At 37.9% G+C, this 18,613-nt stretch carries 16 protein-coding genes; 14 read left to right on the top strand and 2 right to left on the bottom strand.

The genetic code is table 11. The features are described from left to right. Positions 1-357: 357 nt before the first annotated feature. The 12 genes from SB717_RS05255 to lrgB all read left to right on the top strand — a co-directional run bounded on the left by SB717_RS05255 (position 358) and on the right by lrgB (position 11,923). A complete protein-coding gene (locus SB717_RS05255) occupies positions 358-696 on the top strand; it encodes a YflT domain-containing protein (protein WP_074679189.1) in 339 nt (112 codons plus the stop codon). Positions 697-977: 281 nt separating this feature from the next. Next, the gene (locus SB717_RS05250) at positions 978-1,700 is read left to right on the top strand and encodes an MBL fold metallo-hydrolase (RefSeq protein ID WP_074679187.1); all 723 of its coding nucleotides are present in this window, start codon (positions 978-980) and stop codon (positions 1,698-1,700) included. A 4-nt stretch (positions 1,701-1,704) separates the two neighbouring features. Beyond that, positions 1,705-2,283 (top strand): TetR/AcrR family transcriptional regulator, encoded by a 579-nt coding sequence (locus SB717_RS05245; RefSeq protein WP_410903388.1) that lies wholly within the window; start codon positions 1,705-1,707, stop codon positions 2,281-2,283. Between the two features lie 259 nt (positions 2,284-2,542). Next, positions 2,543-4,492 carry a BglG family transcription antiterminator gene (locus tag SB717_RS05240; RefSeq protein WP_074679183.1) on the top strand — a complete coding sequence of 650 codons (1,950 nt, stop codon included), beginning with the start codon at positions 2,543-2,545 and terminating at the stop codon, positions 4,490-4,492. Positions 4,493-4,652: 160 nt separating this feature from the next. Continuing rightward, on the top strand, positions 4,653-4,958 hold the full coding sequence (locus tag SB717_RS05235; protein WP_028412318.1) for a PTS sugar transporter subunit IIB: 306 nt from the start codon (positions 4,653-4,655) through the stop codon (positions 4,956-4,958). Between the two features lie 13 nt (positions 4,959-4,971). Then, on the top strand, positions 4,972-6,330 hold the full coding sequence (gene celB / locus SB717_RS05230; protein WP_410903387.1) for a PTS cellobiose transporter subunit IIC: 1,359 nt from the start codon (positions 4,972-4,974) through the stop codon (positions 6,328-6,330). 13 nt (positions 6,331-6,343) lie between these two features. Then, complete coding sequence (locus SB717_RS05225; RefSeq protein ID WP_013081807.1) at positions 6,344-6,673, top strand: PTS lactose/cellobiose transporter subunit IIA; 330 nt, start codon at positions 6,344-6,346, stop codon at positions 6,671-6,673. Continuing rightward, on the top strand, positions 6,670-7,998 hold the full coding sequence (locus SB717_RS05220; RefSeq protein ID WP_182006617.1) for a 6-phospho-beta-glucosidase: 1,329 nt from the start codon (positions 6,670-6,672) through the stop codon (positions 7,996-7,998). The genes SB717_RS05225 and SB717_RS05220 overlap by 4 nt, the downstream gene beginning before the upstream one ends. A 120-nt stretch (positions 7,999-8,118) precedes the next feature. Continuing rightward, positions 8,119-9,870: a sensor histidine kinase gene (locus tag SB717_RS05215; RefSeq protein ID WP_074679175.1), complete on the top strand. Its 1,752-nt coding sequence runs from the start codon at positions 8,119-8,121 to the stop codon at positions 9,868-9,870. Between the two features lies 1 nt (position 9,871). Next, complete coding sequence (locus SB717_RS05210; RefSeq protein ID WP_098620766.1) at positions 9,872-10,612, top strand: LytR/AlgR family response regulator transcription factor; 741 nt, start codon at positions 9,872-9,874, stop codon at positions 10,610-10,612. A gap of 162 nt (positions 10,613-10,774) precedes the next feature. Next, positions 10,775-11,209, top strand: coding sequence for an antiholin-like murein hydrolase modulator LrgA (gene lrgA, locus SB717_RS05205; RefSeq protein WP_028412310.1), 435 nt, complete (start codon positions 10,775-10,777; stop codon positions 11,207-11,209). A gap of 33 nt (positions 11,210-11,242) precedes the next feature. Then, the gene (lrgB, locus tag SB717_RS05200) at positions 11,243-11,923 is read left to right on the top strand and encodes an antiholin-like protein LrgB (protein WP_013055484.1); all 681 of its coding nucleotides are present in this window, start codon (positions 11,243-11,245) and stop codon (positions 11,921-11,923) included. A 55-nt stretch (positions 11,924-11,978) separates the two neighbouring features. On the opposite strand, the gene SB717_RS05195 is transcribed toward lrgB, so the two are convergent. Continuing rightward, positions 11,979-12,413 carry a hypothetical protein gene (locus SB717_RS05195; RefSeq protein WP_074679171.1) on the bottom strand — a complete coding sequence of 145 codons (435 nt, stop codon included), beginning with the start codon at positions 12,411-12,413 and terminating at the stop codon, positions 11,979-11,981. A gap of 337 nt (positions 12,414-12,750) precedes the next feature. On the opposite strand from SB717_RS05195, the gene nirB reads away from it, so the two are divergent. Next, the gene (gene nirB, locus SB717_RS05190) at positions 12,751-15,096 is read left to right on the top strand and encodes a nitrite reductase large subunit NirB (protein ID WP_410903386.1); all 2,346 of its coding nucleotides are present in this window, start codon (positions 12,751-12,753) and stop codon (positions 15,094-15,096) included. A 19-nt stretch (positions 15,097-15,115) separates the two neighbouring features. After that, the gene (gene nasC / locus SB717_RS05185) at positions 15,116-17,266 is read left to right on the top strand and encodes an assimilatory nitrate reductase catalytic subunit NasC (protein WP_074679167.1); all 2,151 of its coding nucleotides are present in this window, start codon (positions 15,116-15,118) and stop codon (positions 17,264-17,266) included. Positions 17,267-17,314: 48 nt separating this feature from the next. On the opposite strand, the gene SB717_RS05180 is transcribed toward nasC, so the two are convergent. Beyond that, positions 17,315-18,496 carry an MFS transporter gene (locus SB717_RS05180; RefSeq protein ID WP_074679165.1) on the bottom strand — a complete coding sequence of 394 codons (1,182 nt, stop codon included), beginning with the start codon at positions 18,494-18,496 and terminating at the stop codon, positions 17,315-17,317. Positions 18,497-18,613 lie beyond the last annotated feature (117 nt).

The following is an 18,613-nucleotide window of genomic DNA, read 5'->3' as shown; positions in this document are numbered from 1 at the left end:
TCTTTCATAAAAAAAGCGGATATGAATTGTTACATTCATATCCGGCTTACTCTGACACAGACATTCATTATGCGTATAAAGTACCTGATTAGCGTCTTTTTCCTTTTTTATAATAAGCAATGTAGATGAATTTCTTATGAATGGTAGCTGAAAATAAGCTGAATGATTGTTTCAAATAAGTTAATCAAAAGAGGTATACATTCTATTAAAGGATAATGTGGAATAATATTCAAACTCTCTGTAAAGCGCTAAATGCGGGTTTTCCTTTCTGAAAACGGGTATATATAGTAGTAAGAAGTTTATTCTTTTGCTAAGTATAAAAGAAAGATGTGCGATAGAAACAGGAGGTTATAAATAATGAAACATGTTGAAGTAGTAGAAAAAGGAGCAAACATTAACGAAGCAGTTAATCAATTTGCAGATAAAGGTTTTGAGAAAAATGAAGTATACGTGTTTACCTATGACAAGAAAAATTCTAAAAATTTAACAGAAGTAACGGACACAAATATTATTCGACTGTCTGAAGAAGGTCCTTTACATTCAGCAGCGAGTTTATTTTTAACAAGAGAAGATGAGCTTCGAACAAAAATGGCTTCACTAGGCTTATCAAAAGACGAAACAAAAAAATATGAAGAAGAGTTAAAGAAAGGCAGTGCGATTGTAGTGGCTGCTACTGGGGAAAGAAAAGACGTTTAAGTTTAATAGAGGCTATGGCAAAAGTGGTTTAGTTAAAGGAAGATCCGAACGCGTTTGATTCTTGATGAAGAATCAAACGCGTTCGTTTTTTTTATGTGGACGGTGTAACAAGTGATCTGTATGAGCTCCTTTATCCCATTTGTTCGTCTTTGGATTCAATTGATTTCGTTATGCCTCACACTTTTTTTGTTTTTCCAATATATGATTGATAAAACTAATGGTATTAGTTAAAATAAAAACTAATACCATTAGTTTTTATTTTGATAATAGGGGATGAGGAAATGAGAATAGTTCGTGAGAAAATGTTGTATCAATTAACGTTTTTGCCTCGCTTTTTTCCAGTGAATTGTTATTTAGTCGAAGAGAAAGACAGTCTTACGTTAATTGATGCGGCTCTTCCTTACAGCGCGTCAGGTATTTTGAAAGCTGCAGATCAAATTGGAAAACCGATTACTCGAATTGTTTTTACACATACTCATGAAGATCACATCGGAGCAGTTGATAACTTGAAGAAAAGTTTGCCGAATGCCTCTGTTTATATGTCGCAAAGAGATTATCGATTATTTTCAGGAGATTTTACACTCGATTCTGAAGAACCTCAAAACCCAATCCGTGGCGGAATACCAAAACTAGGAAAGATTTCAACTAAAATTGATCATTTCATTGAAGAAGAGTCTTATATAGGCTCACTTGCTCCTATTTTTACACCTGGACATACACCTGGGTCTATGTCTTTTTTAGACCAGAGAACGAACGCATTAATTGCCGGAGATTCTTTCCAAGTGCGGGGAGGAGTTGCGGTATCAGGTCAGTTAAAACCGCTGTTTCCGTTTCCTGCCTTTGGAACGTGGAGCAAAGAGCTAGCGCTTAAAAGTGCAGAAAAGCTATATGAACTAAACCCATCACTTCTTGCTGTTGGACACGGAAGAGTTCTTTCTCAGCCGCTAAAAATGATGGAAAAAGCAATACAACAAGCAAAAGTAAAAATAGAAAAAAGGAGATGAAGGGATGTCGCCACGACAAGGACTAGATTTCAAAAAAGTTATTCAAACAGGTGAAAATTTGGCCAATCGTGAAGGGTTTTATGCTGTTACAATTGCTTCATTAGCCAAGGAATTAGATGTTCGCCCTCCGTCTTTATATAATCATATAAAAGGGTTAGAAGAGCTGCGCAAAGAACTGGCTTTAAGTGGACTGCAGCAGCTATATCATCTTTTAAAATGTGCTGTTGAACATGCTTCTGCAGAAGACGCTGTTTATCAGCTAAGTAAAGCGTACGTTTCATTTGTAAGAAAATCTCCCGGAATATACGAAGCAACGGCAACGGTAGCACCAAGGATACAGGATAAAGAAGTACAAAAAGCATCTGATAACATCGTATTTTTAGTGCTGGAGGTGTTGAAACCGTATCATCTTCCGGAAAATGAAGCCCTTCATGCTGTTAGAAGTCTTCGCAGCATTTTACATGGGTTTTCTTCTTTGGAGCAAAAAGGGGGATTTGGAATGCCGTTAAGTACTGATGAGACACTAGATTTTTTAATTCGTACCTTTGTATTAGGGCTACACCGGTATGACCAGACTCCATAAATTTCATTAATGCCACTAAGCCTAACGCTTTAGTGGAAATTGAAAAAAACCAGAAAGAATGATAGATTACAAATAAAGACATTTATTCCTATTGTTTTAGGGTTGTTACTGATGAAGCAGGCAAAACCTAAGCTGCAAGGACAGAAAAGGTAGTTTCTGTTTGTTGCTGTTTAGGTATTTTTTGCTTTTGTTTAAAATAACCAGCTCTTTTAATTTATTTTATAAAAAGGAAATCTTCTGAGAATGGAGAGAAGCAAACATGCTTAATTCAAGAATGATCGTCATATTAAGAGAACTAATGTCCGTACAGTCTACATTATCAACCGTTACAAGCGAATATTTAGCAACGGTAAATCAAGTATCTTCTCGAACTATTCGAACGGATATAAAACAGCTAGATGACATTTTGTCTCAGTACGGGGCTAAAATTAAATCAGCTCGAGGGACGGGATATGAACTTAGCGTTTTAGATGAAAAACAATTTCATCAGCTATTAAAAGAACTTTCGGCTAATCAATTATTTGATTCAACTTCTATTCCAACCGTTCCTGATGACCGCGTGCATTATTTAATTAAAAGACTGCTGCTAGCAGACGAATATTTGAAGCTCGAAGATTTAGCAGACGAGTTGTATATTAGTAAATCAACGGTTCAAAACGATTTAAGAGATGTTAAAAAACAGCTGTGTAAGTATGATATTCTTTTAGAAAAACGTCCTAACTATGGCTTGAAAGCTAAAGGGGACGAAATGAAAATGAGGTTCTGTATGTCTGAGTACATATTTAACCGAAAAGATAAAGAAGTAGATATGGTATACAATGAAATATCCATCCTGCCCCAAGAATCAATCTTAACGATTAAAGCCCACATTTTAAATCAAATAAAACGATACAATATTATGGTTTCAGATATTGGATTAAACAATTTAATCATTCATTTAGCAATAGCTTGTAAGCGAATACAAGAAGAAAATTTTATCTCTTTGTATTCAGAAGACTTGCTTGAAATTATGGAGCATAAAGAATATGAAGTAGCAGCTGAAATTGTGAGGGAAATTGAAAAGGCCTTCAAGATTCGTTTTCCGAAATCAGAAACAGCTTATATCGCCATTCATTTGTTAGGCACAAAAATGCTCAACAGTAGCAATCACGAAGACAAAGAAGTGAAGCAATTTATTGCCGCAGATATTTATGAATTAACAGCGACTATATTAGAAGCAATTGAAAAAGAGCTTCATTTAGGAATTAGTGAAGATTCAGAGCTGATTCTTGGAATGAGTTTACATTTGAAACCGGCTATCAACCGCTATAAATATGGAATGAATCTGCGAAACCCGATGCTTGAAGGAATTAAGAGTCATTACCCTCTCGCTTTTGAAGCTGGGATTATTGCTGGAAAGGTTTTAAAAAATCGCCTCGAAATTGACATGCATGAAACGGAGATTGGCTATTTAGCTTTACATATTGGAGGGGCCATTGAACGTCGGAAAATTATCAATCAGCCTAAGCGCTGTTTGATTGTATGTGCATCGGGAGTAGGGAGTGCCAAGCTATTATCATATAAGTTGCAGGCAACGTTTGGATTAAATCTTACTATTTTAGGAACAACTCAGTATTATAAGCTCCACCAAATGTCGCTGCACTCTTTAGATTTTATTGTTAGTACCATTCCAATTCCAGATGACCTTCCTGTTCCTGTAGTACAAGTAAGCACAATTCTAGGAAACAATGATTTTAAAAAAATTGAATGTTTAATGAAGAATAAACCGCAGTCTTCGTTAGAATACACGAAAAAAGAATTAGTATATTTACAGCAAGAATTTCAAACAAGAGAAGAAGTGCTTTATTTTTTAGGAGAGAAATTAACTCATCTAGGACTAGTTCCTTTTCAATTTATAGAATCTGTTTTTGAAAGAGAAGCTGCATCACCAACAAGTTTTGGCAATCTTGTTGCGATTCCTCATCCTATGGTTCCTCAAACAGATACGACGTTTTGGGCCATTTGCACGTTAAAAAAACCGATTATGTGGGAAGGAAACCTTGTCCAATTTATTTGTCTTTTAAGTGTAAAAGCGAATAATCAAGGCGATTTGCAGAAGATGTACAGTTTGTTAGTCCGCGTTGTGGATGATAAGCAGGTCGTGCAGCGCTTAGTAAAGTGCAAGGATTATGAGGAGTTTATCGAGGTATTTATGAAAAATATTAGATGAAAAAAGAAGTCCAAGAAAGGGCTTCTTTTTTATCTGAATGTTCAAACATATTTTTTCCGTTACTAACGGAAAAAGGTTGTGTATAAATGTAAGCGCTTTTATTTTAAAATGAAACTATCAACAAAACAGATGACAAAATAAAAAAACGGGGGAATGACAAATGAATATTCTATTATGTTGTGCAGCTGGAATGTCTACAAGTTTACTAGTAACAAAAATGGAAAAAAGCGCTCAGGACCAAAGCACGGAGTATAAAATTTGGGCGGTTCCTGGTGACTCTGTCCGCAACCATATTGATCAAGCGGATGTACTTTTATTAGGACCTCAAGTGCGCTACTTATTGCCGCAGCTTAAGAAGCTAGGTGAAGAAAAAGGTGTACCAGTTGACGTTATAAATCCTGTTCACTACGGAACGTGCAATGGAGAACAAGTGTTAAAATTTGCAGCTCAACTAGTTTCAAAATAGGAGTGTGGACTACATGAGCAAATTTAATAGTATGCTTGAAAGCAAAGTAATGCCTATCGCCGGAAAAATGGCAGGTCAACGCCATTTACAAGCACTTCGAGACGGTATTGTTCTGACAATGCCTCTCATTATTATCGGTTCAGTATTTTTAATACTATCGAATTTACCGATACCAGGTTACAACGACTTTATGGCAGGGATTTTCGGAAAAGAATGGGCAATGAAAATGGCTTATCCAGTTGGAGCTACATTCGATATTATGGCGCTGCTTGCTTGTTTCGGAATAGCCTATCGGCTAGCTGAAAAATACGGAGTAGATGCTTTGTCCTCAGGGGCCATTTCACTGGCTGCTTTTTTACTTGCTACTCCGTATAAAGTGTCCTTTCTCCCTAGTGGAGCCAAAGAAGCTATTTTAGTAGACGGCGGAATTCCAACCGCTTTAATGGGAAGTAAAGGGCTTTTTGTAGCGATGATTGTTGCGATTCTCTCTACCGAGATCTACAGATGGTTTATTCAAAAAGACATTATCATCAAGATGCCTGATGGAGTTCCACCCGCTGTTGGAAAATCGTTTGCCGCTCTTATTCCTGGGTTTACGGTAATCGCATTTATTTGGATCTTACGTTTGTTAGTAGAACAGACGCATTTCGGAAGTCTGCATAATATTGTTGGAGAATTGCTTGGAAAGCCTTTAGGTGTGCTAGGCGGCAGTTTAGGCGGTACGCTAGTTGCCGAACTTGTTATTATGCTCATGTGGTCATGTGGACTTCATGGAGCGAATATTGTGGGTGGAATTATGGCTCCCATTTGGTATGGAGCTATGGATGAAAACCGAATCGCATTTGCTAACCATGAAGCGTTACCAAATATTTTTACACAGCAGTTCTTTGATATTTGGATTAATATCGGAGGCAGCGGAGCCACGTTAGCTTTAGTCGTTGCGATGATTTTAAAAGCGCGCAGTCAACAAATGAAGCAGCTTGGTAAATTAGGAATAGGGCCAGCTCTTTTTAATATCAATGAGCCAATCATCTTTGGACTTCCGATGGTGATGAATCCAATGATGCTTATTCCGTTTATTATTACCCCTCTTGTGACGGTAGTAGCAACCTATATTGCCATGTCGACAGGACTGGTAGCAAAACCAGCAGGTATTGCGGTTCCTTGGACCATGCCTCCGATTATTTCTGGCTATCTGGCAACAGGAGGGAAATTATCGGGTGCAGTTATGCAAGCTATTAATATCGGAATTTCTGTTTGCATTTATTATCCTTTCTTTAGAATGTGGGATAAACAAAAATTCACTGAAGAAAACGGTATACAGCCTGCAGCTGAAGGGGTACCAAGTGATACAAAGAAAGATATTGTGTGAGGAGGGATAAAGGATGGAAAGCATTCAAGAATATATTTTTAAACTAATCTTACACGGCGGAAACGGCAGAAGTTCAGCAATGGAAGCGATAGCGGCTGCCAAAAGCGGAAATTTTTCAGAAGCGCGTGAAAAGCTTACACAAGCTGCGGAAGAATTAAATGCTGCTCATCATATTCAAACGTCGTTAATTCAAGGTGAAATTAGAGGGGAAAGCACAGAAATTTCTCTGCTCATGATTCATGCTCAAGATCATTTAATGAATGCGATGACGGTAAAAGAAATGGCTACTGAATTTGTAGATTTATATGAAGCAATCAAAATTTCCGGGGGGATTACACTATGACAAAAGGTATTAAGATTGTAACGATTGGCGGAGGTTCAAGCTATACGCCGGAACTGATAGAAGGATTTATTAAACGATATGATGAACTTCCAGTTCGAGAACTGTGGCTAGTAGACGTGGAAGAAGGAAAAGAAAAATTAGAGATTGTTGGGAATTTAGCGAAGCGAATGGTGAAAAAATCAGGGTTGCCAATTGACGTTCATTTAACGTTAGATCGAAGAGAAGCATTAAAAGATGCGGATTTCGTAACGACTCAATTCCGAGTTGGTTTGTTAGATGCACGAGCGAAAGATGAAAGAATACCGCTTAAATACGGGGTGCTTGGTCAAGAAACAAATGGACCGGGCGGATTATTTAAAGGACTTCGCACGATTCCCGTTATTTTAGATATCTGCCGTGACATTGAAGAGTTATGTCCAGAAGCTTGGCTGATTAACTTCACAAATCCTGCAGGCATGGTAACAGAAGCTGTGCTCCGCTATAGTAACATTAAAAAGATTGTAGGACTTTGTAATGTACCAATCGGAATGGAAATGGGGATTGCTAAGCTGCTTGATGTAGATCACTCTCGCATTCGAATTGATTTTGCTGGTTTAAATCACATGGTCTACGGATTAGATGTATATGTAGATGGTGTAAGTGTTAAAGATCAAGTTATTGATTTACTAAGTGATCCAACTAACAGCAGCTTTGTAAAAAACGTAGCAGGCCTTGGGTGGGAGCCAGAATTTACTAAATCGCTGAATGCTTTGACTTGTCCATATCACATGTACTATTACAAAACGCGTGAAATGGTAGAAAAAGAGCTTGTTAATTATGAAAAAGGTGAAACGAGAGCAGAAGTGGTCAAACAGTTGGAAAAAGAGCTGTTTGAACTGTACAAAGATCCTAATCTAGACATTAAACCGCCTCAATTAGAACAGCGCGGCGGCGCTTATTATAGTGATGCAGCGGTTCGATTGATTACATCCATTTATACGGATAAAGGCGATATTCAGCCTGTAAATACTATTAATAATGGTGCTATAGCAAGCATTCCAGCTGATTCTGCCGTAGAAGTAAGCTGTATCATTACAAAAGATGGTCCAAAGCCAATTTCAGTGGGCGACCTTCCTGTACCTGTGCGCGGTCTTGTTCAAACAATTAAGTCTTTTGAGCGGACTGCAGCTGAAGCAGCAGTGACAGGAGATTATGACAAAGCTATTTTAGCATTAACCATTAATCCTCTTGTGGCTTCTGATAAACTAGCTAAACAAATTGTCGATGAGATGTTAGAAGCTCATAAAGATTACTTGCCTCAATTTTTTAAAACTGTTCAAGCTTAAAGTCAAGCTGTTCGAATACAGTACGTATTCGAACAGCTTTTTTATATGTGTAAAGCTAGATTTCTGCCACCATCAATGTAACAATATAAAATAGAAACAGACAGCAAAGGGTGGCTAGAAATGATTCATTTATTAATTATGATGGTAGAACGAGTCGGAGTTATTGTCATTATAGGTTTTTTGCTGGCACATACAAAAGTTTTTCGGCAATTCCTCCGCAAACAGCAAGGGTATAAAGGAAAAGCTGTACTTATTTTTATTTTTTCTCTTTTTAGCATTATTAGCAACTACACGGGAATTGAAATTCAAGGAACAATTATTCGAAATGAAGACCTATTATTAAAAGTAGATCCATCAAGCTCGATTGCAAATACGCGAATTATGGGTGTAGAAATGGGCGGTCTGCTTGGCGGTCCTTTTGTTGGTTTAGGAGTAGGACTACTTGCTGGTGTTCACCGCTTTATGTTGGGAGGGAGTACGGCGTTTAGCTGTGCAGTTTCGTCCGTTTTAGCAGGGGTGTTAACTGGATATATCGGCTATGCCTACCGGAAAAAACATCGAACGATTACACCGCGCTTTGCAGCACTTGTAGGCATAGCGATGGAAACGCTTCAGATGCTGATTATTTTATTATTTGCTAAACCGTTTGATTCGGCATGGACGCTAGTGAGTATTATTGCTATTCCAATGATTATTGTAAATGGCACGGGAAGCTATATTTTCTTGTCTATCATTCAGTCCATTTTACGGCAAGAGGAACAAATGAGAGCGCTTCAGACACACAAAGTATTATTAATCGCGGATCAAACTCTTCCACATTTTCGTCAGGGCCTTACTAGTGAATCATGTGAAAATGTTGCAAATATTATTCATCGATTCACAGGTACGGATGCTGTTTCGCTAACTGATACACATAAAATTTTAGCTCATGTAGGGGAAGGAATTGATCATCATGTTCCTTCGCATAGTTTAATTACCGGGCTGTCTCACGAAGTACTGAAGACAGGGAAAATTATGAAAGCAAAGTCGAGAGAACAAATTGATTGTCAGCATAAAGACTGTCCGCTTCATGCCGCAATTGTGATGCCGCTTACTTCTCACGGTACTACCATTGGGACACTAAAAATGTATTTTAAAGATGCGAGCGGGTTAAGCCGAGTGGAGGAAGAGCTGGCAGAAGGATTGGCCAAACTTTTTTCAACTCAGCTAGAGCTCGGCGAAGCAGAGCTTCGAAGTAAATTGCTAAAAGATGCGGAGATTAAAGCCTTACAGGCACAGGTGAATCCTCACTTTTTATTTAATGCTATTAATACGATATCGGCGCTGTGCAGACAAGACGTGGAAAAAGCCAGAAAGCTGCTTTTGCAGCTAAGCGTTTATTTTCGTTCGAATTTGCAAGGTGCAAGGCAGCTTTTGATTCCGTTATCAAAAGAGCTTGATCATGTTCACGCGTACTTATCGCTTGAACAAGCCAGGTTCCCCAATAAATACGAAATTGACATGTATATTGAAGAAGGACTAGATGATGTCTTGCTTCCGCCGTTTATTCTTCAAGTGCTTGTGGAAAATGCCATTCGACACGCGTTTCCCCGCAAACAAAAGCACTGTCGCGTAGAAGTTTACATTGAGACAAAAGATAAATATGTATACGTAAAGGTAAAAGACAATGGACAAGGTATAGACACAAAACGATTGGAACTGCTTGGCAATCAGCCCGTTTTTTCAGAAAAAGGAACGGGGACGGCTCTTTACAATATTAAACAACGTTTACATGGATTGTTTGGAAAAGAAACAACGCTGGAGTTTGACGTAACAGAAGGAACAGCAGTTTCGTTTGTTATACCAATTGAATTAAAAAGCGAGGGTATGTAATATGCTGCGAGTACTAATAGTAGACGATGAAATGTTAGCGCGAGATGAATTAAAATATTTATTACATCGAACGAAAGAAGTAGACTTCATTGAAGAAGCTGAAAGTATCGAAGAGGCGTTGGATAAAATGATGGATGAAAAGCCGGATTTATTATTCTTAGATATACAACTGTCAGATGACAGCGGTTTTGATATTGCTAAAAGGCTTAAAAAAATGAAAAATCCGCCAGCTATTGTATTTGCAACTGCGTACGATCAGTACGCTTTACAAGCCTTTGAAGTAGATGCAATTGATTACATTTTGAAGCCTTTTGATGAAGAAAGAGTGGTGCAGGCCATTCATAAATATAAAAAAATGCGTGTTCCTCATCCGGCTTTGAAAGAAGAAGAATTGATAGGAGAGTCTTCTTCTCAAACTGGAAAGTTAGCGATTTCTGTAGACGATTCGATTGTGTTAGTAAATATAGAGGACATCTTGTTTGTAGGGTTAATAGAAGGAGAAGTCACGGTTCAGACAATAGCAGAATCCTATCATACTGCAGATACGCTGGCTATGCTGGAAAAAAAGCTCCCTTCTCAGTCGTTTATTCGTGTGCACCGTGGTTATATCGTCAACGTACATCATATTTCCGAAGTACAGCCATGGTTTAATTCTACGTATAATTTAGTGATGAAAAACGATGAGCGAGTTCCTGTCAGTCGTACATATGCTAAAGAATTGAAGAAACGTTTAGGAATTTAAGTAAGAAACAGCTTGCGTATGCATTTTGGCAAGCTGTTTTTTGTATTTCAAGGCTCGATTTTTGTAAGTGAGCACAAATATTTGACTCTTTAGTTTGAAAACGCTTTCTTATCAATTTTCATTTTATATAATGAAGTCAACAAACAGAGAGAGGTGAAAGAAATGAGTGCTAAAAAAGTGTATGGCTTTTTAACACAAGCATTTATTTTTTCCGTAATTATGTTGATTTCAGATTTTATTGCAGAGCATTTGCCTTTTCCGATGCCAGCTTCAGTCATTGGACTTGTGCTGTTATTTCTTGCACTGTGCTTGAAGATTATTAAACTAGAGCAAGTTGAATCACTGGGAACGGCTTTAACTTCTTTGATCGGATTTTTATTTGTACCAGCAGGTATTTCTGTTATGAATTCATTAGGTGTTATGCAGCAGTACGGCATTCAAATTTGTTTAGTTATCATCGTGGCAACGATTATTTTGTTAGGCGTTACAGGCTTATTTTCACAGCTTATACTTGGCATGACAAAAGATAATAAAGCAAAAGAAGAAATAAAAGATGTAGATATGAGTGAAAAAACGAAAAAACAAGGTATTGCTTAACATCAATTATAAAGAGACAAGGTGGTTGGAAAGATGAATCCGTATTTTGGAATCGTGGTTTCTTTAGCTGCGTACGGCATTGGAACGTATTTATTTAAAAAGTCAAAAGGTTTTTTCTTATTTACTCCTTTATTTGTGGCAATGGTCCTCGGAATTGCTTTTTTGAAAATTGGTCATTTTTCTTATGAGGAATATAGCAGCGGGGGGAAGATTATCAGCTTCTTTTTAGAACCGGCAACAATTGCTTTTGCCATCCCTTTATATAAGCAAGCCGATAAATTAAAAAAGTACTGGTGGCAAATTCTTTCTTCGATTGCGGTAGGGTCAGTTTGTTCGGTAGCGATTATTTTTGCGATTGCTAAAGGTATTCATATGGATGAAGTTGTGATGAAATCAATGCTTCCACAAGCAGCTACAACAGCGATTGCGCTGCCATTGTCTCAAGATATTGGAGGGATTCCTGCTATTACTTCCTTTGCTGTTATTTTTAATGCAGTCATCGTATATGCGCTGGGCGCTTTATTTTTAAAAGTATTCAAGGTGAAGAATCCAATTTCGAAAGGATTAGCTCTTGGAACTTCTGGGCATGCGCTAGGAGTAGCCGTAGGGATTGAAATGGGAGAAGTAGAGGCAGCCATGGCAAGTATTGCAGTTGTTATTGTAGGCGTCGTCACAGTTGCCGTTATTCCACTTTTTGTTCAGCTAGTCATGTAACAAAAGCCTGAAGAAGTCAGAGTTTTTCCGACTTCTTCAGGCTTTTGTTTGTTAATTAATACACCACTCCAAAATGTCGTGATGCGCAGTTTTGACAGGTTGTATGGTCAAAAAGACTCTCAGGAATGATAAATTCAAAACAAAATTGACATTGTTTGAATTGACTTTGTCTATAAAACATTGTCTCTAAGAAAATAGCTGTAATATGTTCGGTTATGCGCTTATGGGAACGTTGTTCTAAAGTGGACCATGGAATAGACTGATGTTCTATGTAAATCGGAAAGGAAGTATAGGGTGTATCCCATTGAATGGCTTGATATCCAAATGTAAGGCCATGATGAGCTGCTGATGTAAATATGATTAGATTTTGATGGAATTCTGACAGAGGTAATTCTAGTTTTTGATCTTTAAGCGATCTCGTTTTGGAATGAAGGTTATACAATTTAATTTGAAAATGAATCCACTGAGTGGCGTGAACGGTTATTGACATGTTTTAAACCTCCAATTCAGACTCTTTTTTTTATCATAATTGATTTCAAAATAAATAAATAGTAGGCAAAAAGAAGATAACAAAATTTTATATAGATTACTTATAAGGCGTAGGGAAAGGTGATATAAGCATAGCATCCTTTTTTCTACCCCTTTTTAAAGCATATTAATCTTCTATATAAAAGCTTGCTTTCAACGAATGGTATCGGCGTATTCATAAGCTTTAAACAGATTTTAATGTTAGAAGTTATAACAAGGTTCATTTCTTTTAGAGAAGTTTATGAAATAATAAAAACTGTATATTTTACGGTCTGAATCTATGTGTTGGAGGTTTTTATATGACGAAACAAAAGCTGATATTAATCGGAAATGGAATGGCAGGAATGCGCTGTATTGAAGAAATTCTTATTCATTCTCCAGATTGTTTTGATATTACTGTTTTTGGAAGTGAGCCTCACGTTAACTATAATCGAATTTTATTATCAACCGTTTTACAAGGCAGTACAAAGCTTGAAGATATCAATATTCATTCTTTGGCATGGTATAAGGAAAATAATATTACTTTATTTAAAGGAGAAAGCGTTACACACATAGACACCAAGAGAAAAATAATAAAAACAGATAAAAACAGAGAGACGATGTACGACAAGCTCATTCTTGCTACTGGTTCGAACCCGTATATGCTCCCCGTTAAAGGGTCTGACAAAGAAGGTGTCCTCGGTTTTCGTACCATCGAAGACTGTCAGGAAATGATTAAAATTTCTAAACAGTATAAAAAAGCAGCGGTTATTGGAGGGGGTCTGTTAGGGCTGGAAGCTGCTAGAGGACTATTAAATTTAGGAATGGATGTTCAAGTCATTCATCATTCGGGTTTCTTAATGGAGCGACAGTTAGACAGAGCAGCATCTGCTATGTTAAGAGAAGAATTAGAAAAGCAAGGCATGAGTTTTCTATTAAACAAACATACGGATGAGATTATAGGGGGAAATCGAGCAGAAGGCGTCCGATTTAACGATAGCAGCAAAATTGCAGCTGATTTAGTTGTAATGGCTACAGGAGTGAGGCCAAATGTTAATCTAGCTAAAAAAAGTGGAATAGAAACAAATAGAGCAATCATCGTAAATGATTATTTAGAAACGAGCACCCCGGATATCTATGCAGTAGGTGAATGCGCGGAACATCGAGGGATGACATACGGCCTTGTTGCTCCTCTTTACGAACAAGGAAAAGTCTTAGCGCGACACCTTTGCCAAATAAAAAACGAAGGTTATGGCGGGTCCGTTCTTTCTACTCAGTTAAAAATATCAGGAATAGACGTTTACTCGGTCGGAGAGTTTAATGAAAATCAAGGTGCAAAAGCTATTACGATTTCGAATATGTTAGATGGTATATACAAAAAAGTCGTTTTTCGCGAAGGGAAAATAGTGGGAGCTGTTCTTTTTGGGGATACCAGTGAGGCTATAAAGCTATCACAAATGATTAGTGAAAAAAAGGATTTGTCGCAAGCGGAAAAAGTACACTTATTTCCTTCTCAACATGAAAAAGAAAATGCAGCAGCTTCTATGCCACTTACAGATATCGTATGTAACTGTAACGGTGTAACCAAGGGAGCTATTATTGAAGCAGTACAGAAAAATGATTTAACGACAGTAGATGAAATAAAAAATTGCACGAAAGCTTCTGGTTCATGTGGAGGATGCAAACCTCTTATAACAGACCTTTTAACGTATATCCAAAGCGATGAATTTGATGAAATCATTGAACAAAAAACCTTTTGTACATGTACACATTTATCAGAAGATGAGCTGGTAAAAGAAATGCAGCAATATCAATTTGAAACGGTTCAGCAAGTAAGAGAAATGTTAAAGTTCAAAGACATGAAAGGCTGCTCGTTATGTGAAGGCGGTCTTCATTACTATTTAGATATGATGAATCCTCATTATGAAAACAATCGACATTCTTTATTTACTACGGAGAATGAACAGGCCGTTTTGCTTCACGACGGGACTTATGCAGTGGTACCGCAAATTCACGGTGGTCTGACAAATGTACAGGAATTAAGGAACATAGCAAATGTGGCTGAAAGATACAACATCTCGAATATTCGTTTAACAAGTGATCAGCGCATTCAACTTATTGGAGTGAAAAAAGAATATCTTCCGTTGATAAGGGAGGAAATAGATAGAGGACTTCAGCAGCTATATGAACGTACAGTTAAAAATGTATCTGTTTATATCGGAAAAGGAACGTGTATTTGTCAGTATGAACCTGCTCTTGCTTTATCAAATGAATTAGACAAACAGCTTGAATATGTAAAGACCCCATGCGATATCAAAATCAGTATTGCTTCTTGTTTTCACGTTACAGAGGATGTAACAACAAGTGATATAGGATTAAGAAGAATAGACAGAGGTTGGGAAATATATGCTGGCGGAAGCAGCACAGAAGCGAGAAGCGGGGAGCTGTTTTATGTGGCCGAAACGAACGAGGAAGCAGTAGAAATCAGCTGTTCTTTGATTCAATATTACCGTGAAACGGGGAACTATTTAGAAGCTGTCGGCAGCTGGATCGAGCGAGTAGGAATTGTTCATGTCAGAGAAGTTTTGTTTGAGGCAGACAATCGAGAGTATTTAATGAAGCAGCTCAGCTCAGAACGCTCTCGTGCAATCACATATTTATTATAGGAAAGAAGGGTGACCTACGATGACTGAGATGCTGTTGAAATATTTTCGTGAGCAGCAAAAGCAAGTTGAAACCGAGCGTATCTATAATACGCAGTGTCCTTACTGCAGCATGCAGTGCAAAATGCAGTTAGTTGAACAAACACATGTAAAAAGAAAAACGTATAAAACAATTGGAAGAGACAACCCTACTTCTCAAGGAAGATTATGTATCAAAGGAATGAATGCGCATCAGCATCCTTTGCATAAAGATCGGATTCAATATCCTTTATTAAAAGTAAACGGAGAGTTTGTAAAGATTTCTTGGAGGGAAGCTCTTGACTATATTAAAGAGCACGTTACAGAAATTCAAGAGAAGAATGGAGCAGATGCGCTAGGTGTTTATGGAAGTGCCTCTATTACAAATGAAGAAGCTTATTTATTAGGGAAATTTGCTCGAGTTGCGTTAAAAACAAAATATATTGATTATAATGGACGCTTATGTATGTCAGCTGCTGCTTCTGCTGCTAGTAAAACATTTGGCATGGACAGAGGATTTACGAATAGCTTACAAGAGATTCCGTTTACTGAATGTATTATGTTAGCTGGAACAAATATTGCGGAATGTCAGCCAACGATTATGCCTTATTTTGAAAAAGCAAAAGAAAACGGAGCTTTTATTATTGCTATTGATCCAAGAGAGACAGGTACAACTAAAATAGCTGATTTACACCTGAAGCTTAAACCGGGGAGCGACGCAGCATTAGCCAATGGAATCTTGAAGGTCATTATCGAAGAAAATTATCTAGATGAACGATTTCTACAAGAACGTGTTAATGGATTTGAAGAGGTAATGCAATATGTGACGTCGCTAGAATTTAGTGTCATTGAAGAAATAACGGGAGTGCCGCTTGAGGAAATGTATCAAGCTGCCCGTATGTTTGGTCAAAGAGAAACAGGAATGATTTTTACTGCTAGAGGGGTAGAGCAGCAAACAGACGGGAGTGCTGCTGTGCAGAACTTTTTGAATATTCTACTTTCTGTTGGGAAAATCGGTAAACCCCGCTGCGGATATGGAGCCATTACTGGTCAAGGAAATGGGCAAGGAGCCCGAGAGCACGGTCAAAAAGCGGATCAGCTTCCAGGCTACCGTTCAATCGAAAATCACGAGCACCGGATGTATATAGCGGATGTATGGAACATAGAGGAGAAAGATCTTCCTAGAAAAGGTGTTTCTGCATATGAGATGATTGAAAAAATTCATGACGGTGAAATTAAAGGGCTGTTTTTGATGTGTTCAAATCCCACAGTTTCAAATCCAAACGCTAATTTTGTTAAGAAGGCTTTTGAAAAGCTTGAATTTCTAGTGGTAGCAGATATGTTTGAGTCAGAAACGGCAAAATTAGCAAACTTGATCTTACCGGCATCTTCCTACTTGGAAGATGAAGGAACCATGACAAATGTAGAGGGAAGAGTTACATTACGCGAAGCTAGCTTTCCGTGCCGCGGCGAAGTCAAACACGACTGGGAAATACTATGTGAAATTGCTAAAGTTTTAGGGAAAGAGGAACATTTTTCGTTTTCATCAGCTGAAGAAATATTTAATGAACTGCGAATGGCAAGTAAAGGAGGGGTCGCTGATTACTCCGGTATTACGTACGAACGATTACGAGAGGAAAAAGGAATTTTATGGCCATGCAGAAGCTTAACAGATAAGGGAACCGAGCGCCTATTTGAAACGCGTTTTGCTCATAGTGATGGAAAAGCGATGATGGTCCCTGTCTCGAATCAAGCTATTGTTCCTAAAGCAAAAATAACCGAAAAATATCCTCTCTATTTAACAACGGGGAGAGTGATGTCGCACTATTTAACGGGTGTACAAACGCGAAAAAGTGCGTCTTTATCTGCTAGAAATTTCGAATCTTTTATGGAAATTCACCCTTTAACAGCGAAAAAATATGAAATTTCGAATCAAGAATTAGTGCAAATTGAATCTTCATATGGAAGGATTGTAGTGAGAAGCAAATTTTCAGAGGGCATTCGGCCAGATACCGTATTTGTTCCTTTTCACTGGGCGGATTCTCAAAATGTTAATAACCTTGTCTCTGAGAAATTAGATCCCGCCTGTAAGATGCCAGGATTTAAAGTAAGTGCTGTGAATATTAGCCCTTCTGTAAAAAGAAGCAGTTATTAAAAATGCTGATGCAAAAAGCCTCTTGAAAAAGAGGCTTTTTACATGGAATCAGGCAAGGTGCTTTTGGTTAATACGTACATCTTGTTTTTTGAATCCAGAATAATTCAGTAAGAGACAGAATAGGGCAAAAAGCGCTAGTAAGGAAAAGCCGACAACGTAATCTCCGCTTGTATCTTTTATAAAGCCTAGCACAATAGGGGGAAAGAATCCGCCTACTCCTCCGAATGCGCCTACGATCCCGGTAACAGCTCCAATATTTCCTGTTGAAACAGATGGAACCATTTTAAAAACAGCTCCATTTCCGATACCAAGAGTAATGGCTGCAAGTAAGCAACCTACGCTAAATAGGGAGAAGGCCGTGATGGTAAATGCAATAAATAACCCTATTAGTAGCATTCCGGTAAAGACGAAGGTAAGTACTTTTTTTGCTCCGAATACATCTGATAAATATCCTCCAAGAGGCCGTACAAACGTCGCTAGTACAACAAAAACAGCTGTTTTCAGCCCACTGTCTACAGTTGAAGCATTAAATTGATCATGCAAAATGGTAGGGAGATAGATGCTGAACGTGACAAATCCACCAAATGTTAAAAAATAGAAAACAGATAAAAACCACGTTTCTTTAAATTTTAATACCGATAAAGATTCCTGCAGCGTTTTGGGGGAAGCAGCAGAAGGGTGGTCTGAAGTTCCTACCCATAATAAAAGAGCCATTAAGGCTACCGCAATTGCTAAACTCCAAAATACCCAAGGCAAGCCAAAAGAAGAAAAGATAAGTGGAATACTAAAGCTTGCTACCGCTGATCCTAAGTTGCCCATCCCGGCAATTCCTAAAATAAAACCTTGCTTTTGAGGTGAATACCATTTAGAGACATATGTAATCGAAATAGCAAATGTTGTTCCAGCCATGCCGATAAAAAATGCCCAAAAGAGCAGCATGGAGTAAGAATGGGTAAAGCCTGCACAAATGGTAGGGAGTAAAAGAGCAAGCATTGTCAACGAATACACTTTTCTTCCACCGAAGCGATCTGTTAAAATCCCCATCGGAATTCGCATGAGGGAACCTAATAAGACGGGAGTGGCAATTAAGATACTTTTTTCAGCATTGGTTAATGAATACATCACTTGAATATCTGCGGCGATAGGCGCGAAGACAGACCATACTGAAAAAGCAATAATCATAGATAAAGTCGAGATAAGAAGTACAGATAAGGGTCGTTTAGAAACCATTGCTTAAAAACCTCCTTTTTTATATGCAGCGCAAAGCTGTTGCAATATGGTAATTATGATACTACGCTTTCTTTCTTATGTATCATTCTGTGTTAGGTTTTCTTCCGTACTTTTGCT

The organism is Priestia sp. SIMBA_032, assembly GCF_046535215.1.
GTDB lineage: Bacteria > Bacillota > Bacilli > Bacillales > Bacillaceae_H > Priestia > Priestia aryabhattai.
Note: the sequence above shows the minus strand (reverse complement) of the source record. Positions and strands in the feature narration are given on the sequence as shown.